Raw genomic sequence first — 24,177 nt, 5'->3', positions numbered from 1 at the left:
CACCTAGCCTATGCAAAATTTTACTTTAGGAAAGAAGGGGATTTCTATGCTCTTTTTTGCCTTTATTTTATTAATTGGAAGTTCGCCCTCATTTGGGCAAACGTGCCCTGAACCAGGAGATTTTCCTGCTTCTCAAACATTCTGCTATCTGCAAACGATAGATGATCTTGATACCGACGGTTTTCCGGTTTTCCAAACATCGGATACAGAAGGTGATACTCAAGCCATTCCTGGAGATGAATTATTAACAAATGGAGCAATTTATTTTGTTAACAATTCAACTGGAGATTGTAGATCTCCTTTATCTGTTACGGTAACAAATGCGCCGCGACCTGCAAATAGAATAACCAACAGCGTTGTAAGTGGATTTGAGTTTACCACGTGTACTCCAGCTAGCTTTAATTCTGATAATTTAGCAGATTTATTCGTTCCACAAACCAACTACCGTATTGAAGTTTATGGCTCCGAAGAATCAACTACTCCATTAATTGGTGCAACACTAAATGCTGGATCTAGTTATTTTGTTGGTCAAGTGCCAACAAATACCGCAGCAGCTGGTTCCTGTCCTTCGTTTAGAGTAGCAGTTGGTTTTAATCCTAATCAAATTGTAGCTCCAAATGTAGAAACAACACAGACATTTTGTGAAAATGCAACTGTTGCAGATCTTGTTGCTCAAGGAACTTACAATAACACTCAAGCAATAAGATGGTACAGATCTCAAACTGCAAATTCTCCATTAGCTTCTAACACTCAACTTATCAATGGGCAAACATATTTCGCTGCCCAAGTAGTAAACGCTAGAGGTAGTATTACACCTCCTTGTGAAACTTCTGCTGGTGATAGAGCTCCAGTTTTCGTAGAATTAACCGATCCTATTGTAATTAATACTCCAGCTCCAGGAATTGTTTGTGAAACTGATGTAGATGCTATGTTTCCTAGTGAAGATGCTATTCGTAATTTTTACTTAGGTTTATTAGAATCTGGAGTTCCAAGAAATGGTACTTTTAGTCCAGATGCGGGTCAAATAGCTCAAATTTATCAAAACGATGCAGATGGTCTTGGTGACTTTACTACTACTTATACGGTAGGTGAAGGAAGCTGTGAGACTTCTGTAAATCTGACTATTAGTGTAGTCCCTGTTCAGGATGCAAATGCAGGCACCATTGAAGATATAATTGTTGATTGTGGAAATACAAATCTTGTAATTCTTAACAACGATATTTTAAGTTCCAATGCTACTGTTGATGGAAAATTCACTGGAACAGGAATTAACGCAGATGGTAATTTTGATCCTTCTGTAGGACCTGGAACATATACAATTACTTATTCGGTAGGTGATGGTTCTCTTTGTACTACACCTGGAACCTCAGATTCTACTACTTTCACTATAACTGTAGGAAGTAATTCTGTAGATTTCGGAACTCCTACAACTGGTATTGTTTGCGAATCTGATGTAGATGCGCTATTTCCTAGCTTTGATGAAATAAGAAAATATTATTTAAACCTTTTAGCGTCTGGAACTCCTAGAAATGGAACATTCGATCCTACCCCTAGAGAATTATCTGAAATGTATCAGAATAATATTGATAAAGTTGGTGACTACCTTACTACTTACACTTTAGGTACAGGTGATTGCCAATCTTCAGTAATTCTTACTGTATCTGTTGTACCAGTTCAAGATGCAAATGCAGGATCTATAGCGAATATTACATTGCCATGTGAATCCACAGAAATAGTTATACTTGACAATTCATTATTAAGTCAGGGTGCAACTCCTAATGGTACATTTACTGGTATTGGTGTTAATAATGATGGTAATTTTGATCCAGCTATAGGAGCAGGAACATATACAATAACCTATTCAGTTGGTGATGGACAGGCATGCACTACTCCTGGAACTTCAGATTCTACTACTTTCACCATAACTGTACAAGGAACAGATCTAGGAGCTCCAATAGCTTTAGAAGAATGTATTACTGAAGTTGCAGGTTTCTTAACAAACCCTGCTGCTGCAATAGCTTTATATAATGACGCATTAGCTGAAAGAGGTATTACAGATTTAAGTGGAACTTTTACTCCTAGCTTACAAGAAGTGGGAGGTCAAATTTTGAATTATTTAGCTAACGAAAACCGAGCTCCTTCGGCAACTTTCGTAACAACTTACAATGTTACTAATAGCTGTGGAGTAAGTTCATTACCAATAAGCTTAACAATTACCGATACAACTCCAGCAAATGCAGGAAATATTGAAGATGTGATAGCATGTACTTCTCAATCAAGTTTGGACTTGAATAGTATTCTAAATTCTGGTAATCCCTCAGGAGGAACATTTACTATAAACGGCGCACCAATTACGAACGGAGTTTTAGATATATCTAGCACTGGAACTTTCACCATAATTTATACTGTAAGCGAAAATGACATTGAATCTTGCCTTGAAGGTGAAGATACAGAAGAATTTACAGTAACTGTATCCGAGGGTACAACTTTACCTTCTCCAGAACCATCTATCGTATGCGAAAGTAATGTTGATGCACTTTTCCCTAGCTTTGATGAGATTAGAAAATACTATCTTAATCTATTACCTCAGGGTACGCCTAGAAACGGAACTTTTAATCCTACACCTAGAGAAATATCTCAAATGTATCAAAATGATGCTGATGGATTAGGAGATTTCACTACGACCTATACATACGGTAACGGATCTTGCAACAATATTTCTTTAACTGTTACTGTTGTTCCAAGTGTAGTTGCTAACGTAGGTGACATCGCTAATGAAATTGTATGTACTAATCAAGAAGGCTTCAATTTATTTAACCTTTTAACTAGTGCAAATACTATTGGAGGTACTTTCTCTAATTCAAATGGAACTATTACTAATGGCATTTTAGACATCTCTAATGCTGGTGTCTTCGATATAACTTATACTGTCACAGCTAGCGATTTAACTACATGCTTAAGCGGAACAAGTTCTACAAATTTTTCTATAACCGTAAATGAACTCATTGAAGCAAATGCTGGAGAAAATATCGTAGTTAATTATTGTGAAGACCAGAATGAGAATATTGATTTAAGAAACTTACTTTCTGTTCAAAATTCAACAAGAGGTACTTTTAGCGCTCCTTTTGAAGATGGACTTTTTAACCCTTCTACAGTAGGTGTTGGTGAATTTACTATTACGTATTCTATTAATGGAGCTGCAGATTGTGCTATCGGTTCTGATGTAGCAACTATAACTATTAATGTTAACGAAGTTCAAAATGCTAATGCAGGAACAATTGATGATGCAACTGCATGTACTGCTCAAGGAACATTAGATCTTTCAAGTTTACTTACCTCTGCTAATATTGCTGGTGGAACATTTACAAGTGATAATGGATCGATTAATAATGGACTTTTAGATGTTACTACAGCTGGAGATTTCAATATTACGTATACTGTATCGGAAAATGACCCAACCACATGTTTGATTGGAACAGATTCTACTCAATTTACTATAACAGTAAACCAAGTTGTTGAAGCTAATGCTGGAGAAAATATCGCAATTAATTATTGTGAAGACCAGAATGAGAATATTGATTTAAGAACCTTACTTTCTGTTCAAAATTCAACAAGAGGTACTTTTAGCGCTCCTTTTGAAGATGGACTTTTTAACCCTTCTACAGTAGGTGTTGGTGAATTTACTATTACGTATTCTATTAATGGAGCTGCAGATTGTGCTATCGGTTCTGATGTAGCAACTATAACTATTAATGTTAACGAAGTTCAAAATGCTAATGCAGGAACAATTGATGATGCAACTGCATGTACTGCTCAAGGAACATTAGATCTTTCAAGTTTACTTACCTCTGCTAATATTGCTGGTGGAACATTTACAAGTGATAATGGATCGATTAATAATGGACTTTTAGATGTTACTACAGCTGGAGTTTTCAATATTACGTATACTGTATCGGAAAATGATCCAACCACATGTTTGATTGGAACAGATTCTACTCAATTTATAATCAATGTCACAGAAGGTAATGCAAATGCTGGCGCTGATAACAGCGTAGAAGTTTGCCAAGCTGAAGTAGATAATTTTAATACAACTCAAGTTAGAAGATTCTATTTAGGGTTGTTAGAAGAAGGGGTTGATAGAAATGGTACATTCAATCCAACTATCAGCGAAATCATTGCTCAATATCAGTCTAACAAAATTGCATCATTTACTACAACATACACTGTTGGTAATGGAGCTTGTACTGATTCTGCTGATCTTACTATTACGGTTAGAGAATCTCTAACGGCTAATGCAGGTGAAGATGTAACCTTGAACTTCTGTTCTACAGAAAGCAGCTTTGCGCTTGTCGATTATCTAAATGACGACGCACTAACAGTTGGTGTTTTCGAAGGATTTGAAGATGGTATATTTAATCCGGCGGACAATGTAGGTACTACTACTTTTACATATGTTGTCGATTATTCAAATGATAATAATGAGTGTACTACTGGAACAGAAACTGCAACTTTTACAATTACAGTTACGGAGCCACAAACTGCAGACGCTGGCGATGATATAGCAGCCAGCTATTGTGTAGACCAAACTGAAGATGTTGATTTAAGAAGTTTACTTCCTGAAGCTAACAGAAACAGAGGTACTTTTAGTGCGCCTTACCAAGATGGTATATTTAATCCATCTGCTGCAGGTGAAGGAGTTGTTACTCTTACATACTCTCTTAACGGAGCTGAGGATTGTGCAATAGGAACAGATGAAGCTACTATTACAATTACTGTAAATGGAATTTCTGATGCACCTGTTGCAGATGCAGATCAAACATTCTGTTTTATTAACAACCCAACAGTTGCAGATCTTTCTGCTACCGGATCTAACATAGTATGGTATGAAGATGCTACACTTACAATTGTTGCAGAAAGTACTGATCCATTAGTTACTGGAGAAGACTACTACGCAGTTGCAACTGCAGATGAAAACTCTTGTGGATCTACAGCAGTAATGGTTAATGTAACAATTAATGATTCTGATGCTCCTACTCTTCAATTAGAAGGAAATGAGTTCTGCAGACAAGATAATCCAACGGTTCAGGATCTTGTGGATAATGTAAATGGTACCAATGTATCTATTTACAGTTCTGAAGATGGAGGAACTGCTCTTGTAGCCTCTACTACTTTACAAAATGGAATTACGTACTATGCAACTTCAACAGATAGCGATTTTGGATGTGAAAGCACTGAAAGACTTGCAATTGTTGTTAAAGTTGGTTTCTGTGGAATTCCTGAAGGATTCTCTCCAAACGGAGATCAGATCAATGATAAGTTTGTAATACCAGATATCGCTACAGATTATCCAAACTATACTATCGAGATATTTAACAGATGGGGTCAAGTAGTTTTTGAAGGAAACGCTTCTACAGGAGACTGGGATGGTATTTCTAACAGAAAAACAACTCTAGGAAACGATGTATTACCTGCGGGAGTTTACTTCTATATCCTGAAATACAATGATGGAGTTACATCTCCAGTGCAAGGAAAATTATACTTAAGTAGATAACTAAAGGATAAACACTAGAAAGAAATGAAAAATAAAATAATAAATTACTTAATCTTCACGAGCATTATCCTTTTTTCACTTAAAGGTATAGCTCAGCAAGATCCGCTCTTCACTCAATATATGTATAACATGAGTGTAATTAACCCAGCCTATGCTACAGATAATCCTGGTATGCTTAATTTGGGTGGTATTTATAGATCACAATGGGTAGGAATAGATGGTGCACCAGAAACCTTTAGTTTCTTTGCTCATACTCCGGTAAGCGAACGTATTGAAGTTGGCTTATCTGTTATCCATGATGAGATAGGAGGAGTTCAAAAAGAAAATAACATCACTGCAGATTTCGCATATGTAATTCCTATGAACGAGTCTAACAAGTTATCTTTTGGAGTTAAAGGTGGATTAACCACCTTTGACTCTAATCTAACTGGATTAGAAACTAATCAGCAAAATGACCCTGCATTTCAAAATATAAATGAAGTGTTTCCAGTATTTGGAGTTGGTGCATACTGGTTTGGCGATAACTATTATTTAGGTGCTTCTGCTCCAAACTTGTTTACTTCTAAACACTTAGAGAACAGACAAGGTTTAGTAAAGTATGGTGAAGAGAATGTACACTACTACCTTACTGGTGGATATGTATTTGATCTTAACGAAAACTTTAAATTGAAACCTGCATTTATGGCTAGAGGAGTACAAGGTTCTCCACTTTCTGTAGATATCACTGCCAATGTTCTTATGTTTAATAGACTAGAAGCTGGTGTTGGTTATAGAATTGATGACTCTGTAACAGGATTGATCAATTTTGCAGTAACTCCACAAATTAAGGTGGGTTACGCTTATGACCGTACAACTTCTAACCTTGGAGATTACAACGATGGAAGTCACGAGATCATGTTATTATTTGACTTTGATCTATTCGGATTATCTAAAGGATATGATAAATCACCAAGATTCTTCTAAAAACCAGAAACACATGAAAAAATTATATAGTTCAATTTTAATAATCCTAATAGGTTTTTCAAGCTTTGCCCAAGGCTCGGATATCAAAAAAGGAGATCGATTTTTTGCTCAAAGAGCGTATATCGATGCTGCCGATGCCTATGAAAAGGTAAATAATAAAGATCAAGAAGTTCTTCAAAATTTAGGAGATGCTTATTTCTTTACAAATCAGATGCAAAATGCGTCTGAGGTTTACAAGAATTTATTCTTGAAATTCGGACCAGAGGTTGCTGCAGATTATAAATTTAGATATGCTCATGCAGCCATGGCAACGAATAACTTTAAAGAAGCAGATAAATACTTTTCTGAATTTTATGGAAAAGAATATGACTTTGAAAAGTTTAGAAAAAATCTTGATACAACGGTAACTCATGTTTACACCTCCAAACAGGTAATGAACAATGCAGCTTCTGCAGATTTTGGAATTTCTTATTATGGAGATAAAGTAACTTTTGCTTCTACTAGAAATCAAGAGCGTCCAATTTATCCATGGGATAAGAGACCAACTTTAGACCTTTATACGGCTAGTGTTGATGATGAGGGAGCTTTAAGCGAACTTGTACTTTTCCCTGGAGATATCAATACAGATGCTCATGAAAGTTCTGCAACTTTTAGCAAAGATGGAATGACCATGTATTTTGATCGTACCAATGATAAGAGAGTTAAGAATGAAAATGACGAGAAAGTAGCTAACATTAGCATTTATAGCGCTAAGATGGTAGATGGCAAATGGACTAACATTGAAAAACTTCCTTTTTCTAGTGAAGATTATTCTGTAGAGCACCCAAGCCTTAACGCAGATGGTAGCAAATTATATTTTGCTAGTGATATGCCAGGAAGTAATGGTTCTTTTGACATTTATGTAGTTGATGTAAATGAAGATGGAACTTATGGAACACCTCAAAACTTAGGAACAGGAATTAACACTGCTCACAGAGAACAGTTTCCATTTATTAGTGAAGAAGGCGTTCTTTATTTCGCTTCTGATGGACATGAAGGTTTTGGTAACTTAGACATCTATCAATCTGAGGGTGATTTTTCTGAAGCTAAGAACTTAGGTGAATCTGCAAACAGCTCTTTTGATGATTTCGCTTTCATTATTAAAGAAGATCAAAACATAGGATGGTTTGCATCTAATAGACGAGGAACAGATAACCTTTACAATTTCACAAGAGAAGACTATACACCTCCTGTTGTTGAAATGAATGATAGAGAAACTAACTCTGAAACTGGTAGACAACAATTAAAAGATGTAGGCAATATCTATTTCGATTTTGACAAAGCTACTATCAAGAAAGAGTCTGAAGTTACTTTAGATAAAGTAGTTGCTATCATGAATAAATACCCTTCTTTAGAGATTGAAGTTGGATCTCATGCAGATGCAAGAGGTTCTGATAAATACAATATGTCATTATCTGAAAGACGTGCTGCTTCAACCCTGGATTACTTAGTAAGCAAAGGAATTGATAAGTCTAGACTTACTTCTAAAGGATATGGTGAAAGTATGCCATTAAACGATTGTACTAAACCAACCGGATGTACCAATGCACAATATGCTAAGAACAGACGTAGTGAGTTTACTATAATGAATTAATAAATACAACTAACTAACCAATAAAAAGCCCCGTATTAACGGGGCTTTTTTTATTTATTAACCTATAAGTAAAATAGTAGTTTTAAATATGAGACCGAAAAGAGTTTTAATTTTTCTCAGGTGGATAGCCCTTTAAAGCTTCCTGAATCATTTTTTGCAACTTAGCCTCCCTAACTTCAGGAGATGCATTAAAGTTAAACTGACTATCTACTACAGCTTGCCATATTAAAGCATCATTCTCTACTGTAATAAAATCTATAGTTAACCTCATATTAGTTTGTGGACCACGAATTGGAATTCCTCCAGAAACTCCCACTCCCATATTCCCTCCACCACCTCCTACTCCAATTCCTAAAGTATTCCTACTATCAGATTGGTACTCGGAGCTATAAAAATTAATGTATACATCTGGATTCTTAGAAGTGGTAAAACCTTTGCTATTTAGTTCAGAATCTAAAATTGAGAGTACCCGCTGCTCATCTAGCTGACTCATTTTTGAAACCAGATCTGGATAGATCTTATACGTTTGAAATTGAGAAAAAGAAACCTGTGGATCATAATCAAAACTTGCTCTAGGTGCATTACAAGATGTTACAACCAATAATAATAGAAGGTATTTTAAATGTTTCATGGGATGATTTTTACTAAAGTTAGCAAAAATCATCCCATGAATTTTATAAAGGAATTAGAATTTAATCTACCTGCTTATTTAGCATTTCCCATAATTTATCTTTTAATTCCACCAATCCTTGCTGGGCTACAGATGAAATAAACATATATGGAGCATTTAAATCTTTATCTAATACTACTTTCATTTCTGCTTTTAACTCTGCATCTAGCATATCACTTTTAGAAATAGCTACCAACCTATCTTTATCCAGCATTTCCGGATTGTACCTTCTTAATTCATCTAATAAGATCTCATATTGCTTAGGAATATCCGGAGCATCTGCAGGAACTAAGAATAATAACGTAGAGTTACGTTCTATATGTCTTAAGAATCTATGACCAATACCCTTTCCTTCCGCAGCACCCTCAATAATACCGGGAATATCTGCAACAACAAATGTTTTAAATTCTCGATACTCTACTATTCCTAAATTAGGCTTTAGCGTTGTAAATTCATAGTCTGCGATCTTAGGTTTAGCGGCTGTAATTACCGATAACAACGTAGATTTTCCTGCATTTGGAAAACCAACTAAACCAACATCTGCAAGAATTTTTAATTCTAAAGTAACATCCACCTCTTGCCCATCTATACCAGGCTGTGCATATCGAGGTGTTTGATTTGTAGAACTTTTAAAATGCCAGTTACCTTGACCTCCTTTTCCACCTTCAGCTACAATGATCTCTTGTTCATCATCGGTTACTTCATGAAGGATCTTTTGAGTTTCGGTATCTCGAATTACAGTACCCAAAGGAACTTCAATATATTGATCTGCTCCATCTGCACCGGTACTTCTTTGTTTAGAACCATGCTCCCCATGTTCTGCTCTAAGATGTCTTTTGAATTTTAGATGATACAAGGTCCATAAATTCTTATTTCCCTTAATGATAATATGCCCTCCACGGCCACCATCACCTCCATCAGGTCCACCTTTGGCAATATATTTTTCTCTACGTAAATGCGCAGAACCCTGCCCACCCTTTCCGGATGATACATGAACTTTTACATAATCTACAAAATTCCCCTCTGTCATATCAATCTATTTTAACCTACTTGGTCTCTTAATTCAAAAATATTATAGAGAATCTATAACACTACTTATTCTATGGGTGATTTCTTCTATGGTACCCACACCATCAACTCCAAAATACTTATCTTCTTTAAGATAGAATTGCTTTAAAATTGCAGTTTCTTCGTAATAAACCTTAATTCTATTTCTAATAATAGATTCATCTGCATCATCTGGTCTTCCTGAGGTTTTTCCACGTTCTAACAATCTCTGCACTAAAATTTCATCATCTACTTCTAAAGCTATCATTGCAGATACATCTGTACCCTTATCTTTCAATAAAATAGAAAGTGCTTCTGCCTGAGCAGCGGTTCTTGGAAATCCATCAAAGATAAAACCGTTTACTCCAGCATTCTTGTCAACCTCGGCAGCTAACATTGCTATAGTTACATCATCTGGAACAAGTTTTCCCTGATCCATAAAAGATTTTGCGTGAACTCCTAATTCCGTTTCATTTTTAATGTTATACCTAAAAACATCACCAGTAGAGATATGTATAAGCTTGTATTTATCTTTCAAAACGTTTGCCTGAGTTCCTTTTCCGGCTCCCGGAGGCCCAAACAATACTAAATTTGTCATTTTTTGTTTTTTAAGTTTATAAACCTGAGTCAAGTTTCTTCCCAGGCCGTCATAATCCAATCCAAATCCTACTATAAAATCGTTCGGAATTTCCATTCCTATATAATCTACAGGATGCTTCTTTTTATACGCTTCAGGCTTAAAAAAAAGACTGGCAATTTTAAAATCCTTAACCTCTTTCTCTACTAAAATAGTATTTAAAGCTTCTAAGGTATTCCCTGTATCTACAATATCTTCTATTACAATTACATGTCTATCTTTTAAAGACTGTGTTAATCCTAAAAGCGTTTGAACATTTCCAGAGGTTTCAGTTCCTAGATAAGAACCTAATTTCACAAAAGAAACTTCACAATCTCCTTCAAAACGTTTTATAATTTCTGATGCCACTAAAAAAGCACCATTCAAAACACCAAGAAAAACAGGGTTTTTACCTTTATACTCGGTATTAATTTTATTGCTGATCTGCTCTATGGCCTTAATTATTCTCTCTTCAGAAATAAATGGCTCAAACTTAAGGTCGTGTAATTGAATCAATGCTTAGTTTTTTAAAGGAGCAAAGATAAGGATTCTAAACTATTACTATATGAATGTATCTTACGGATTTAATACAGAATACTTCGGTCAATCCATCCTAAAAATTTAATTTTGCCTAAACTCTTCAAAAGTTATGATCAACTACTTTTCTTCAGATTTTAAATTAGGAATTTTGGGTGGAGGGCAACTTGGTAAAATGTTGCTTTATGAGACTCGAAAATATGATATTCATACCAATGTTCTAGACCCAAGCCTAGAAGCGCCATCTAAGATTTCTGCTAATCATTTTGTGCAAGGTGATCTTATGGATTATGATACGGTATTGGAATTTGGAAGAAAGGTGGATCTGCTAACTTTTGAAATAGAATCGGTAAATCTTGAAGCTCTAAAGCAATTAGAGAAAGAAGGTATTTTAATTTATCCCAGTTCTGGCACCTTAGAAAAAATTCAAAATAAGGCAATTCAGAAAAAATTCTATAGATCCAACCATATACCAACAGCAAACTTTTCAGTGTTTAAAAATAAAGCTGATTTGATAAACGCTGTAGAGAAGAAGAGCCTTAATCTTCCATTTGTATGGAAAAGTGCTACAGGAGGATATGATGGCAAAGGTGTGATGGTTATTAATTCTGAAGATAAACTTAGCAATATTTCTGAAGGCGAATGCATAGCAGAAGAGCTTATACCCTTTAAAAATGAGCTAGCGGTAATTGTAGCTAGAAATCCTTCCGGAGAAATGAAAACTTTCCCCGTAGTAGAGATGGAATTTCATCCAACTGCCAATCAGGTAGAATATGTTATTTGTCCTGCCAGAATTGATAAGACTGTCGCCGATAAGGCCAGAAAATTGGCTGAAAAAGTTTCTGAGGCTTTTCAACATGTAGGCTTACTTGCTGTTGAAATGTTTCAGACGGAGGATGATGAAATCATAGTCAACGAAGTAGCACCTAGACCCCATAATAGCGGGCATTATAGTATAGAGGCTAGTTACACCAATCAATTTGAACAACATTTACGTGCTATCTTAGACCTTCCATTGGGAGATACCTCTAGTAAAGTTGGAGGGATCATGGTAAATCTTTCTGGAGAAGAAGGTTTTGAAGGAAATGTGGTGTACGAGAACATTGGAAATATTATGAAACTTCCAGGTGTTACGCCTCATATTTATGGTAAAAAAATAACTAGGCCTTTTAGAAAAATGGGACATGTTACAATTGTGAACCAAGATCTAGTAGAAGCAAGAAAGATTGCCGAAGAAGTTAAAAATACCATTAGAGTAATTTCAGAATAATTTAAATTAGTTCATAACAGTTGTAGGACTATTAAATATAGAAAATGAGTAAAGTTGCAATTATTATGGGTAGTACCAGCGATATGCCGGTAATGCAGGAAGCTATAGATATTTTAAAAGGATTTGATCTGGAAGTAGAAGTAGATATTGTTTCTGCTCATAGAACACCCGAAAAACTTTTTGATTTTAGTAAGAATGCACACACTCGTGGCATAAAAGTAATTATTGCCGGAGCTGGTGGCGCGGCACACTTACCTGGAATGGTTGCATCTATGTCTCCTCTTCCCGTTATTGGAGTACCTGTAAAATCTAGCAACTCTATAGATGGATGGGATTCTATTTTATCTATTTTGCAGATGCCCGGTGGAGTTCCTGTAGCAACAGTAGCTTTAAATGGCGCAAAAAATGCAGGAATTCTAGCAGCACAGATTATTGGTGCTTCAGACAAATGTGTTCAGGATAAAATTATTTTTTATAAAGAAGGATTAAAACAGAAGGTTCTTGATGGAGCTAAGAATATAAACAACTAAAAAAAGCCACGCAGAACGTGGCCTTTACAGTAGTACTTTTCGCTCAAAAATATCATTTATTAACCATTCTAAATATATTAATCTAAACTATATAGCGACTACCAAAATCTTAGCAAATAAAGTGTTTTATTTTTTCAAACTGAAATTTAAGGGATTTAATTGAAAAGTATCGTTAATTATATCTAAATAATCAACGAATAGGCTCAAAATCCTATCCCATTAATCAATATAGCATATGAATACAGAAAATCCACTCTTACCTAAATTCGATAAAGCTCCTTTTTCACAGATTAAGAACGAGCATTTTAAACCTGCAATTTTACAAGGCATACAAGAGGCAAAGTCAGAAATTGAGGCCATCACATCTCAAAAAGACCATCCAAATTTTACAAATACTATAGAAGCATTAGAATTTTCTGGAGAGCATTTAGATCTTGTTACCAGCATATTCTTTAATCTAAATTCAGCAGAAACCAATGATGAGATTCAGAAAATAGCACAAGAGGTCTCTCCTCTATTATCTGATTTTAAAAATGACATTATTCTAAATAAGGAGCTTTTTAAGCGTGTAAAAGCTGTTTATGATAAAAAGGAGGAGCTAGAACTTTCTACGGAGCAGGAAATGCTGTTAGATCAAAAATATAAAGCATTTACAAGAAATGGCGCAAATCTATCTGAAGATAAAAAGAAAAGATTGCGAGAAATTGACAAACAGCTTTCTTCATTGAGCTTAAAATTTGGAGAAAACGTGCTAGCAGAAACCAATAGATTTGAGTTATTAATTACAGATGAAAAAGATCTGGAAGGACTGCCAAATGCTGTTAAGGAAGAAGCTAAAGAAACCGCTGAAGCCAAACAAAAAGAGGGATGGATTTTTACCTTGGAATATCCAAGCTACATTCCCTTTATGAAATATTCTGCCAACAGAATACTTAGAAAAAAGATGGCCTTGGCTTTTGGCGCTAAAGGTTTCCATAATGATGATCTGGATAATCAACAAAATGTGCTGGACATTGCAAATTATAGATTTGAGAGAGCCAATCTTCTAGGGTATAAAACGCATGCAGATTTTGTTCTTGAAGAAAGAATGGCAGAAACTCCTGAAAAAGTTAAAGATTTTCTAGAAGAACTTTTAGCCAAATCTAAACCTGCAGCTATAGCCGAATTTGAAGAGTTAGCTACATATGCAAAAGAACTTGATGGTATTTCTACGTTGGAAAAATGGGATGCTGCTTATTATGGAGAAAAGCTGAAGCAAAAGAAGTTTGATCTGGATGATGAAAAACTAAAACCTTATTTTCAGCTGGAAAATGTGATCTCTGGAGTTTTTCAGGTTGCAAATAAACTTTACGATCTTAATTTTGAAGAAATTCAAAATGTAGATAAATATCATGAAGATGTTAAAACCTACAACGTTACAGATACTGCAGGAAAAATTATAGCCCTTTTTTACGCAGACTTTCACCCTAGACCAGGGAAGCGTGATGGGGCATGGATGACGGTTTATCGTTCTCAAAAAATTAAAGACGGCGTAAACAACAGACCTCACATATCCATAGTTTGCAATTTTACAAAACCTTCAAAATCTACTCCTTCACTCTTAACATTTAACGAGGTAACTACGTTATTTCATGAATTTGGACATGCATTACATGGCATGTTAGCAAATACTACATACCCAAGCCTTTCCGGAACTAGTGTGTTTTGGGATTTTGTAGAACTACCTAGTCAGGTTTTAGAAAACTGGTGTTATCAAAAAGAAGCCTTAGAATTGTTTGCAAAGCATTATAAAACAGGAGAGATCATTCCGCTAGAATTAATAGAAAAGATCAAAAAAGCAGCAAACTTTCACGAAGGAATGGCTACCATACGCCAAATAAGTTTCGGAAAATTAGATATGAGCTGGCATAGTATAGACCCAACTAATGTTTCTAATGTAAAAGTTCATGAAGAAAAAGCTTTTGAAGACACGAAACCGTATCCGGAAGTAAAAGAGAATTGTATGAGTACCGCATTTTCTCACATCTTTCAGGGCGGATATTCTGCCGGGTATTATTCTTATAAATGGGCTGAGGTCTTGGATGCAGATACTTTTGAATATTTTGAGAGTGAAGGTATTTTTAGCAAAGAGATTGCTTTAAAATTTAAAGAAAATATACTCTCTAAGGGAGGTACAGAGCATCCAATGACGCTTTATAAACGTTTTAGAGGGAAAGAACCAAGACCAGATGCACTTCTAAAAAGAGCTGGACTTTTAAAAGAATAAATTTAAGGCATGTATGAAATCTTAAATCTATCCCTCACATTTAAGGTTTCATACATACTTTTCCCTATTTTTGAATGCATACCAATAGCTTATGTCAACAAATAAAATAGACGCTACTAAATGGGTAGATAAGTATTCAGATTATCTCTTCAATTACACTATAGTAAGGGTAAATGATAGAGAGGTTGCTAACGACCTTATTTCTGAGACATTTTTAGCCGGACTGAAGTCTATGAAAAATTTTAAAGGAGAGGCTACAGAGCGCACTTGGCTCATCTCAATTTTAAAAAGAAAGATCATAGACCATTATAGAAGAATAAATTCCAAAAAAGGAAAGGCTGAAGTTAAGATCAACTATTCTGAAGATGGAAATGATGGAGACTGGCTGGAGGAACAAGCTCCAGATAGGTTTGACAAGACTGCTGAAGATGTTATGGAAAATGAAGAACTTGGTCTGGCCATATTAAGTTGTATGGATAACTTAACAGAAAAGCAAGCTAAGATATTTAAGATGAAAACTATAGATGGTTTTGATACAGACACCATTTGTAATGAATTTGATATCACTCCGTCTAATTTGTGGGTGATAATTCACCGAGCTCGAGTAACCCTTTCCGAGTGCTTAGAAAAAAACTGGTTTTAATATGAGTAAAAGAAGATCATTATTTGTGAACTGTACCGAAGCAACTAATTGTTGTGACAAGGCTCAATACGATGAAGCAACTTTTTTTGAAAAACTAAAGATCAGAATACATATTGCGATTTGCGGGCCTTGTAAAAAATACACCACCAAAAACCATAAGCTTACAGAGCTAATTGAAAAATCTGATCTTAAGACCTGTACAGAAGAGCAGAAAAAGCAGTGGCAAGAAAAGATCGATAAAGAGATTTCTAATTGATCTCACCTAGAGCTAAAAGTATAAACAGCCATATTATAGGAATGCCTTCAACCCAAAATGAAGAGAAATATTTAGACTGGGTTATGGTTGATCTTGATAAACAATAGCTACACATCACAGCAACTAAAATCACACCTATTACATTACCAATGTTAGTATCAACTTTAAGGAATTCTAACAAAATAAAAATGCCCAGCATTAGAAAACCTATAATTCTTGTTTTTCTAATTCCATAAATTTGAGGGATAGTACCTAATCTTGCCATATCAAACTTAAGATCTCTAATTTCAAAGGGCAAGGTAATTACAATCACAAAAAAAAATCTTTGTATGAACCCCAGGATTACATCCACATTGTAAATACTATAGTTGTTCAATACTGGGAGCAAAACTGTAACTCCAGACCAAACCATTGCAATAATAAAGATCTTAATTCCAGACACTCCTCTCAAATTAGTCTGGTGTCCAAATACCGGTAATGCGTAAAGAATTGTGAATATCCCTAAAATTGCAGAAACTATTAACGCTGTAATATTTAATTGAAAAACAAGAAAGACTAGTCCTATAAAGGCAAGTAAAGAAAATATCTGAATGAGTCGCAGATTTTTAGCTAGGCTTAAATGATGAAGTTTTGCTATCCCCGCATATTTTACAAAATTGTATCCAGTGATAGTTGCTAGAAAAATAAAACTTAATAACGTAAAATTACATTCAACATTAAATTGCAACGTGCTAATAGCCGTTAATGAAACTACAGCTAAAGCTACATGAATACTGCTATTAATATAAAAATTGAATATAATTTTTAATACATTCATATCACCTTTTTAAAAGATAACAAGTTCCTGAAAAATCTTAACATGTCTAAAGCCTTAAATTGTAAAAATTTACGTTTAAAATATGTAATTTTGCCGCTTGAAACACAACTTTATTTTAATGAGAACAGATTCATTTGCTCTAAGACATATTGGCCCTAAAGAAAGTGATATACAAGAGATGCTAGCTACGGTTGGTGTTGATTCATTAGACCAGTTAATTTACGAGACTATCCCAGACGAGATTAGATTAAAATCTCCTCTAAATCTACCATCAGCTTTAAGTGAAAATGAGTTCGCAGAACACATTGGGAAACTTGCAGCCAAGAACAAGGTTTTTAAAACTTATATTGGTCTGGGTTATCATCAAGCTATTTTGCCTGCAGTAATACAGCGCAATATACTTGAAAATCCGGGATGGTATACTGCCTATACTCCTTATCAGGCAGAGATCGCTCAGGGTAGACTTGAGGCTCTTTTAAATTTCCAGACCATGGTAAGTGATCTTACGGGAATGGAATTAGCAAATGCATCTTTATTAGATGAATCTACTTCAGCCGCAGAGGCAATGGCGCTTCTTTTTGCTATTAGAGAGAAAGACCAAAAGAAGAATGAAGTTGTTAAATACTTTATATCAGAAGAAGTATTACCACAAACCATATCTCTACTTCAAACCAGAGCAACTCCGTTAGGTATAGAATTAGTAATTGGAGATCACACAACGTTTGATTTTTCTGAAGAATACTTTGGAGCTATGCTACAATATCCAGGAAAATCTGGAGAAGTTTTTAACTATGGAGAATTTGTAGCTAATTGTAAGAAAGCTCAGATTAAGACTGTGGTTGCTGCAGATATTTTGAGTTTAGTAAAACTGCAAGCTCCCGGAGAATTAGGTGTAGATGTTGTAGTTGGAACCACACAACGCTTTGGAATTCCATTAGGATATGGAGGACCACACGCTGCATATTTTGCAACTAGAGAAGAATATAAAAGAAGCATCCCAGGAAGAATTATTGGCGTTACTAAAGACACCAATGGTAACCGTGCATTACGTATGGCACTTCAAACTAGGGAGCAACATATAAAAAGAGATAAAGCAACATCAAATATATGTACAGCTCAGGTATTACTTGCTGTAATGGCAGGAATGTATGCTGTTTATCATGGTCCTAAAGGATTGGAATACATAGCTAATACCGTACATAATTCTGCTGTAACTCTATCTCATCAATTAGAAAGCTTAGGATACCAACAACTTAACAAAACCTATTTTGACACTATTAGCATTAAAGCTGATGCTGCCAAAATTCAGCAATTAGCAGATTCTAAAGAGATTAATTTCTATTATCCGGATGCTGAGACCGTGGTTATTGCTTTAAACGAAACTACCACTGTAGCAGATCTTAATGCCATAACTGCAATTTTCGCTGAAGTTTCGAAAAAAGAAGTTAGCGTAATTTCAGAATTGAGATGCGATACCACAATTACTCCAGATCTTTCAAGAAAAACAGACTTTCTAACAAATGAAGTTTTCAATTCTTATCATTCAGAAACAGAATTGATGCGTTATATCAAAAAGTTAGAACGCAAGGATCTTTCATTGAACCACTCTATGATAGCTCTTGGATCTTGTACAATGAAACTGAATGCAGCTTCAGAAATGCTCCCATTGAGCAATCCAAAGTGGGGTAATATTCACCCATTTGTTCCTATAGAGCAAGCTGAAGGTTATCAAATAGTATTAAAACGCCTTGAAGATCAACTTACAGAAATTACCGGTTTTGCAGGCACATCACTTCAACCAAACTCTGGAGCTCAAGGTGAATATGCAGGTTTAATGGTGATTAGAGCTTATCACGAATCTAGAGGAGATTCTCATAGAAACATATGTCTTATTCCATCTTCTGCTCATGGAACGAACCCAGCATCTGCGGTTATGGCAGGAATGAAGGTTGTGGTTACTAAAGCTACTAAAGAAGGAAATATAGATTTAGACGATCTTAGAGAAAAAACACTCAAACATAAAGATAATCTTGCCGCTTTAATGGTAACTTATCCTTCTACTCATGGGGTTTTTGAATCTTCTATTAAGGAGATCACTAAACTTATTCATGATAATGGTGGACAGGTATATATGGACGGTGCCAATATGAATGCTCAGGTTGGATTAACTAATCCTGGGAATATTGGAGCAGATGTATGTCACTTAAATCTTCATAAAACTTTTGCAATTCCTCACGGAGGAGGTGGACCTGGAGTTGGACCAATTTGTGTTGCAAAACAATTGCTTCCGTTCTTACCAGGAAACCCGGTAATAAAAACCGGTGGAGAACAAGCTATAACTGCTATATCTTCTGCCCCTTGGGGTTCTTCTTTGGTATGTTTAATATCTTATGGATATATTACTATGCTAGGAAGCAAAGGACTACAACAATCTACAGAATATGCAATTCTAAATGCTAACTATATAAAATCCAGACTTAAAGAACATTATCAAACCTTATATTCCGGAGAAAGAGGAAGAGCTGCACATGAAATGATAATAGATTGCAGACCTTTTAAAACTAATGGAATTGAGGTGGTAGATATTGCAAAAAGATTGATGGATTATGGCTTCCATGCACCTACTGTTTCTTTCCCTGTAGCAGGTACACTTATGATCGAGCCTACAGAAAGTGAAAGTAAAGCGGAGTTAGACAGATTTTGCGATGCGTTGATCTCTATTAGAAAAGAAATTAGTGATTCTAGTACAGAAGATGAAAATAATATACTTAAGAATGCACCACATACTATGGCAATGCTTACCTCAGACACATGGGAATTCCCATACACAAGAGAGCAAGCTGCATTTCCATTAGAATATGTTGCAGACAATAAATTTTGGCCAACCGTTAGAAGAGTAGATGACGCTTACGGGGATAGAAATTTGATCTGTACTTGTGACCCAATAGAAGAATACATGGAAGCATAGCTTCTTTGAAATAACAAAAGGCGTGAATTGCGCCTTTTGTTATTCTCAATTTTTATATGTTTTAAATATCAAATCAATATTTTAATCCACTTAAAATATCAAATTAATAAATCCGTAGAAATATTGAATTTTCACATTCAATACTAAGATTGTATTTATTAATTTAGTTAATCAATCCCAAACTTCAAGCTGAAGATGAGCATAAAAATGACTGGAATAGGAAGTTTTATTCCAAACTTGAAAAGAAAGAATTCAGACTTTTTAAATCATGAATTTCTGAATATTGATGGTTCTGAGTTTCCTCATGATAACGATGTTACCATTGCAAAATTTAAAGCCATTACAGGAATAGAAGAAAGAAGGTATCTAGAAGATGAGCTTAGCACATCTGATATGGCTACTGTAGCTGCACAAAGGGCCATTGAAGATTCTGGGATAGATGCAGAGACGTTAGATTATATTATTGTTGCTCATAACTACGGAGATGTAAAATTTGGTAGCACACAAAGTGATACCGTACCTAGCATCGCTACAAGAGTAAAACATAACCTAAAGATTAAGAATCCAAAGTGTGTTGGCTACGACGTGCTCTTTGGATGTCCAGGCTGGATTGAGTCTATTATACAAGCCCAAGCTTTTATGAAAGCTGGAATGGCTCAAAAATGTTTAGTTATTGGCGCAGAGGCTTTGTCTCGTGTAGTAGATAAATTTGATAGAGACTCGATGATATTTTCGGATGGAGCCGGTGCTGCAATAATTGAACTTACCAATGATAAAGAAGGTGGCCTTTTAGCTCATGAAACAGCCACTTTTGCATATCAGGAAGCTCATCATATTTTCTTTGGTAAATCTAACAATGAGGCCGCCGATGAGAATACCAGATATATTAAAATGAATGGTAGAAAGATCTACGAATTTGCCTTAACGGAAGTTCCAAAAGCAATGAAATCTTGCTTAGATAAGAGCGGAAAAACTATTGAAGATGTAAAGAAGATCTTTATTCATCAGGCCAATGAAAAAATGGATGACGCTATCATAAAAAGATTCTACAAACTTCACAAATTACCGGTTCCTGAAAATGTGATGCCTATGAGTATTCACGAGCTTGGAAATAGCAGTGTTGCTACTGTACCAACTCTTTTAGATTTAGTAGTTAAAGGAAAAATAAAAGATCAGGAACTTCATAAAGATGATGTGATTATTCTTGCAAGTGTTGGAGCAGGAATGAATATCAATGCGGTAGTTTACCAATATTAAAATGTACGAAAATACTTTTCCGAATAAACGTTTCAAAAAAACTATAGAGTTCTTAGAAGATGTGGTTTCACCTCCTGCAAAAATCTTAGATCTTGGAGTGGAAAATCCATTTTCCAAGATCATGAAAGATCATAATTATCAAGTTGAAAATACCAATGGAGAAGATCTAGACCTTGTTACAGATGCTGTAAAATCTAGTGAGTATGATGCTGTAACCGCCTTCGAAATATTTGAACATCTAGTTGCCCCATTTAACGTATTGAGGGATATTCAGGCTACAAAATTAATTGCTACTGTACCACTTAAATTATGGTTTGCAGATGCCTATCAAAATAAGAATGATCTTAGAGACAGACATTTTCATGAATTTGAAGATTGGCAGTTTAACTGGTTACTAGAAAAGGCTGGATGGGAAATTAAAAAAACTTTAAAGTGGACTAATCCGGTGGGTAAATTTGGTGTTAGACCATTACTTAGAAAAGTTACTCCCAGATATTACGCTGTCTTTGCAGAAAGAAGATAGAAAGACATATCTCTACAGTTCAATATGCTTAATTTTCTATTCTGATTTTCTATATCTTCGTATTAGTTCTTTAGTAATCCTCAACTGATTTCATTGAAAGTATATATTGTAATACCTGCTTATAACGAAGCGCAATTTCTTAGTAAAACACTTCAATCTTTAGTTGATCAAACCTTAAAAGCGCATAAAATTGTAGTTGTAAATGATAGATCTACAGATGATACAGAGAACATTCTTAAAGAATTTGAAGACCAATATGATAATATTTCCTTTATAACAACTTTAAAAGAAGGAGAACACGCCCCCGGAAGTAAGGTTATAAAAGCTTTTAACTCTGGCCTAGAAACTCTTGATGAAGACTACAATATCATTTGCAAGTTTGATGCAGACCTTATTTTCCCTCTAAATTATATTGAAACCATTGTCTCCCATTTTCAATCTGATCCTCAAATTGGAATGGCGGGAGGTTTTTGTAGTATTTTAAGTAAGGATGAGTGGGTAGTAGAAAATCTGACGGGAAAAGATCACATTCGTGGTGCTATAAAAGCTTATAGAAAAGAGTGTTTCAAAGAAATTGGCAAACTAAAAGTCGCAATGGGATGGGACACGGTAGATGAGCTATTAGCGCAATATCACGGCTGGAAAATTAAAACAGACACTTCATTACTTGTCAAGCATCTAAAACCAACAGGAACTACTTATACCTCAACTTCAAAATATAAGCAAGGCAAAGCATTTTATAGATTACGCTATGGACTGCCTATAACTATTATAGCATCCACTAAATTGGCGCTTTTAAAGAAAAGACCATCACTCCTTTTAGATTACATAGCCGGATATTATAAAGCTAAAAAAGAAAAGCAGCCCTTTCTTGTTTCTGAAGAAGAAGGCCGCTTTATTAGAAATTTGCGCTGGAAAAAAATGAGCGAAAAATTATTTTAGTTCTTTGAAGCATCTAACATTTCATAGAGTGGTTTTCCTGTAGTAGAATTAGGCATTGGAATACCTAATAAAGTTGATATTGTTGGAGCTATATCTACAATTTCATTTGGTTTTGTTGTGCTGCCATGCGGAATTCCTTTACCAAAAAAGATAAGCGGCGCATGCGTATCATAAGAATAACCGCTACCATGGGTAGAACCGGTTACAGAATAGGTAATAGTTGCTGGGTCTAAAACCAAAACAACATCTCCACTTCTTTTCTGATTAAATCCTTTTTGAACCAAACCTGCTAATCCAGACATAAAATTTGCTCCTTCTAAGTTTGTTCTAGTAAAAACTCTATTCACCTGTTTGTAGTTTATTGCATAACGAGCAATAACTTGCTCCAAATCAGCAAAAGAAATATCTGCATCTAAAACTTCTTGATAATTGAAGAATACCTGATAATTAGAAACACTTTCAAGAAGCTTTTCGTTCTTGTAATTAGCTTTTAAAAACTCTTTTAAATCATTTTCAAAAACCAGCTCATCAAAATATCCTCCCGGCACCCTAACAGATTGAAGATAAGATGGTACATCTCCACCGCCATGATCTGCTGTTAAAAAAAGTGTATAATTTCCTTCTCCTACTTTTTCATCTAAAGATCTAAGTATTCTCGAAAGGTCTACATCTAGTCTAATATAGGCATCTTCCACCTCCTTAGAATCTACTCCAAAATTATGACCTATATAATCTGTGCTGGAAAAACTAATTGTAAAAAAATCTGTAAACTCATCTTCACCAAGATCTTCCTCTTCCAAAGTAGCAATTGCAAAATCCGCAAGGATAGAATTACCGTAAGGAGTAGATTTCAAAATATCCAGATCCCCGTTTTTTGAACTTAACTTCTTAAGATCATAAGGAAAAGTGGCAGTTTCTTGCCCAACAAATCCACCTTCAAAAGTATTTTTATCACTTCCACTTTCTGTATAAGTAGTAATATCTTTAATCGTATTCCATTCCTTTAGATAAGATCTGACTTTGTTTGAAGAATTAAATTTTGTCACCCACTCCGGAAGCTCTTCCATATAGTAAGAACTAGAAATGAACTTACCTTCTGTTCTACCATTAAACCAATAGGCAGCATTTGCAGTATGCCCAGCTGGAAGTATAGCTCCTCTATCTTTTAATGAGATACCAATAGTTTTACCTTTAAGCTGTGTAAACAGTCTATTTTCATCTGCAACGGTAGTAGCATTCATTCTATGAGGAGACATTTTACCTGCCGTAGACTGAGTCCCTATAGAATTAACACTAGCATCTTCTGTACAATAAACCTCTGATTTTTCATATTTATCATACCACCCATTACTAATTATACCATGATTTTCTGGAGTTGTTCCAGTATATATTGATGTATGTCCGGGAGCAGTATAGGTGGGAACATAGTTAAAATTATTGTTCTTAAAATTATAACCTTCCCTAATTAATCTTTTAAAGCCATCTTCACCAAATTTATCCCAGAACCTTGTAAGATAATCATACCTCATTTGATCTACCACTACTCCAACAACCAACTTTGGTTTATCTGGATTAAGAGGATGCTGGTTGGGAGTTTGTGCCGTTCCTGATAAGGATTGAATTGCAATAAATAAGCAAAAAATAAGTCTTTTCATCTTGAATTGTGAAATTATTATAAGATCCAAAAT

The 24,177-nt window shown here is 35.1% G+C and carries 17 protein-coding genes; 12 read left to right on the top strand and 5 right to left on the bottom strand.

What is annotated here, in order from left to right; translation table 11 throughout:
* Positions 1-10: 10 nt before the first annotated feature.
* The 3 genes from BLT84_RS06590 to BLT84_RS06580 are packed head-to-tail and all read left to right on the top strand — an operon-like array spanning position 11 to position 8,147.
* Positions 11-5,551: a gliding motility-associated C-terminal domain-containing protein gene (locus tag BLT84_RS06590; protein WP_091263720.1), complete on the top strand. Its 5,541-nt coding sequence runs from the start codon at positions 11-13 to the stop codon at positions 5,549-5,551.
* A 24-nt stretch (positions 5,552-5,575) separates the two neighbouring features.
* Positions 5,576-6,514, top strand: coding sequence for a type IX secretion system membrane protein PorP/SprF (locus tag BLT84_RS06585; protein WP_034889251.1), 939 nt, complete (start codon positions 5,576-5,578; stop codon positions 6,512-6,514).
* Positions 6,515-6,527: 13 nt separating this feature from the next.
* Complete coding sequence (locus BLT84_RS06580) at positions 6,528-8,147, top strand: OmpA family protein (RefSeq protein ID WP_172822444.1); 1,620 nt, start codon at positions 6,528-6,530, stop codon at positions 8,145-8,147.
* A gap of 106 nt (positions 8,148-8,253) precedes the next feature.
* Here the strand turns inward: BLT84_RS06580 and BLT84_RS06575 are convergent, their stop codons facing one another.
* The 3 genes from BLT84_RS06575 to BLT84_RS06565 all read right to left on the bottom strand — a co-directional run bounded on the left by BLT84_RS06575 (position 8,254) and on the right by BLT84_RS06565 (position 10,996).
* Positions 8,254-8,778 carry a DUF4136 domain-containing protein gene (locus tag BLT84_RS06575; RefSeq protein WP_091268097.1) on the bottom strand — a complete coding sequence of 175 codons (525 nt, stop codon included), beginning with the start codon at positions 8,776-8,778 and terminating at the stop codon, positions 8,254-8,256.
* A 61-nt stretch (positions 8,779-8,839) separates the two neighbouring features.
* Positions 8,840-9,847, bottom strand: a complete 1,008-nt coding sequence (gene obgE / locus BLT84_RS06570) for a GTPase ObgE (RefSeq protein WP_091263716.1) — start codon at positions 9,845-9,847, stop codon at positions 8,840-8,842.
* 42 nt (positions 9,848-9,889) lie between these two features.
* Complete coding sequence (locus tag BLT84_RS06565) at positions 9,890-10,996, bottom strand: adenylate kinase (RefSeq protein ID WP_091263714.1); 1,107 nt, start codon at positions 10,994-10,996, stop codon at positions 9,890-9,892.
* Positions 10,997-11,129: 133 nt separating this feature from the next.
* Between BLT84_RS06565 and BLT84_RS06560 the strand changes: the two genes are divergently transcribed.
* From BLT84_RS06560 to BLT84_RS06540, 5 genes are all read left to right on the top strand, one after another.
* Positions 11,130-12,287 (top strand): 5-(carboxyamino)imidazole ribonucleotide synthase, encoded by a 1,158-nt coding sequence (locus BLT84_RS06560; protein ID WP_091263712.1) that lies wholly within the window; start codon positions 11,130-11,132, stop codon positions 12,285-12,287.
* Between the two features lie 44 nt (positions 12,288-12,331).
* Positions 12,332-12,817 carry a 5-(carboxyamino)imidazole ribonucleotide mutase gene (gene purE, locus BLT84_RS06555; protein ID WP_091263710.1) on the top strand — a complete coding sequence of 162 codons (486 nt, stop codon included), beginning with the start codon at positions 12,332-12,334 and terminating at the stop codon, positions 12,815-12,817.
* A gap of 235 nt (positions 12,818-13,052) precedes the next feature.
* Positions 13,053-15,083, top strand: a complete 2,031-nt coding sequence (locus BLT84_RS06550; RefSeq protein WP_091263708.1) for a M3 family metallopeptidase — start codon at positions 13,053-13,055, stop codon at positions 15,081-15,083.
* 91 nt (positions 15,084-15,174) lie between these two features.
* The gene (locus BLT84_RS06545) at positions 15,175-15,726 is read left to right on the top strand and encodes a sigma-70 family RNA polymerase sigma factor (protein ID WP_034889241.1); all 552 of its coding nucleotides are present in this window, start codon (positions 15,175-15,177) and stop codon (positions 15,724-15,726) included.
* A 1-nt stretch (position 15,727) separates the two neighbouring features.
* A complete protein-coding gene (locus BLT84_RS06540; RefSeq protein WP_091263706.1) occupies positions 15,728-15,982 on the top strand; it encodes a hypothetical protein in 255 nt (84 codons plus the stop codon).
* Here the strand turns inward: BLT84_RS06540 and BLT84_RS06535 are convergent.
* The gene (locus tag BLT84_RS06535; RefSeq protein WP_091263704.1) at positions 15,975-16,799 is read right to left on the bottom strand and encodes a hypothetical protein; all 825 of its coding nucleotides are present in this window, start codon (positions 16,797-16,799) and stop codon (positions 15,975-15,977) included. The genes BLT84_RS06540 and BLT84_RS06535 overlap by 8 nt on opposite strands.
* A 118-nt stretch (positions 16,800-16,917) precedes the next feature.
* Here BLT84_RS06535 and gcvP point away from each other — a divergent pair, with 118 nt between their 5' ends.
* From gcvP to BLT84_RS06515, 4 genes are all read left to right on the top strand, one after another.
* Positions 16,918-19,767 (top strand): aminomethyl-transferring glycine dehydrogenase, encoded by a 2,850-nt coding sequence (gene gcvP, locus BLT84_RS06530; protein ID WP_091263702.1) that lies wholly within the window; start codon positions 16,918-16,920, stop codon positions 19,765-19,767.
* Positions 19,768-19,962: 195 nt separating this feature from the next.
* Positions 19,963-21,024: a 3-oxoacyl-ACP synthase III family protein gene (locus BLT84_RS06525; RefSeq protein WP_091263700.1), complete on the top strand. Its 1,062-nt coding sequence runs from the start codon at positions 19,963-19,965 to the stop codon at positions 21,022-21,024.
* A 1-nt stretch (position 21,025) separates the two neighbouring features.
* On the top strand, positions 21,026-21,547 hold the full coding sequence (locus tag BLT84_RS06520; protein ID WP_091263698.1) for a methyltransferase: 522 nt from the start codon (positions 21,026-21,028) through the stop codon (positions 21,545-21,547).
* Between the two features lie 93 nt (positions 21,548-21,640).
* Complete coding sequence (locus tag BLT84_RS06515) at positions 21,641-22,489, top strand: glycosyltransferase family 2 protein (RefSeq protein ID WP_091263696.1); 849 nt, start codon at positions 21,641-21,643, stop codon at positions 22,487-22,489.
* Here the strand turns inward: BLT84_RS06515 and pafA are convergent.
* A complete protein-coding gene (gene pafA / locus BLT84_RS06510; protein ID WP_091263694.1) occupies positions 22,486-24,144 on the bottom strand; it encodes an alkaline phosphatase PafA in 1,659 nt (552 codons plus the stop codon). The two genes, BLT84_RS06515 and pafA, sit on opposite strands and share 4 nt — an antisense overlap.
* Between the last annotated feature and the right edge of the window lie 33 nt (positions 24,145-24,177).

This window comes from Gillisia sp. Hel1_33_143 (assembly GCF_900104765.1).
GTDB lineage: Bacteria > Bacteroidota > Bacteroidia > Flavobacteriales > Flavobacteriaceae > Gillisia.
This window is presented reverse-complemented; position numbering and strand designations above follow the sequence as displayed.

Bases quoted from the DNA above. Each gene is read 5' to 3' on its own strand.
- BLT84_RS06590 (WP_091263720.1), top strand. From the start codon at position 11: ATGCAAAATTTTACTTTAGGAAAGAAGGGGATTTCTATGCTCTTTTTT.
- BLT84_RS06585 (WP_034889251.1), top strand. From the start codon at position 5,576: ATGAAAAATAAAATAATAAATTACTTAATCTTCACGAGCATTATCCTT.
- BLT84_RS06580 (WP_172822444.1), top strand. From the start codon at position 6,528: ATGAAAAAATTATATAGTTCAATTTTAATAATCCTAATAGGTTTTTCA.
- BLT84_RS06575 (WP_091268097.1), bottom strand. From the start codon at position 8,778: ATGAAACATTTAAAATACCTTCTATTATTATTGGTTGTAACATCTTGT.
- obgE (WP_091263716.1), bottom strand. From the start codon at position 9,847: ATGACAGAGGGGAATTTTGTAGATTATGTAAAAGTTCATGTATCATCC.
- BLT84_RS06560 (WP_091263712.1), top strand. From the start codon at position 11,130: ATGATCAACTACTTTTCTTCAGATTTTAAATTAGGAATTTTGGGTGGA.
- purE (WP_091263710.1), top strand. From the start codon at position 12,332: ATGAGTAAAGTTGCAATTATTATGGGTAGTACCAGCGATATGCCGGTA.
- BLT84_RS06550 (WP_091263708.1), top strand. From the start codon at position 13,053: ATGAATACAGAAAATCCACTCTTACCTAAATTCGATAAAGCTCCTTTT.
- BLT84_RS06545 (WP_034889241.1), top strand. From the start codon at position 15,175: ATGTCAACAAATAAAATAGACGCTACTAAATGGGTAGATAAGTATTCA.
- BLT84_RS06540 (WP_091263706.1), top strand. From the start codon at position 15,728: ATGAGTAAAAGAAGATCATTATTTGTGAACTGTACCGAAGCAACTAAT.
- BLT84_RS06535 (WP_091263704.1), bottom strand. From the start codon at position 16,799: ATGAATGTATTAAAAATTATATTCAATTTTTATATTAATAGCAGTATT.
- gcvP (WP_091263702.1), top strand. From the start codon at position 16,918: ATGAGAACAGATTCATTTGCTCTAAGACATATTGGCCCTAAAGAAAGT.
- BLT84_RS06525 (WP_091263700.1), top strand. From the start codon at position 19,963: ATGAGCATAAAAATGACTGGAATAGGAAGTTTTATTCCAAACTTGAAA.
- BLT84_RS06520 (WP_091263698.1), top strand. From the start codon at position 21,026: ATGTACGAAAATACTTTTCCGAATAAACGTTTCAAAAAAACTATAGAG.
- pafA (WP_091263694.1), bottom strand. From the start codon at position 24,144: ATGAAAAGACTTATTTTTTGCTTATTTATTGCAATTCAATCCTTATCA.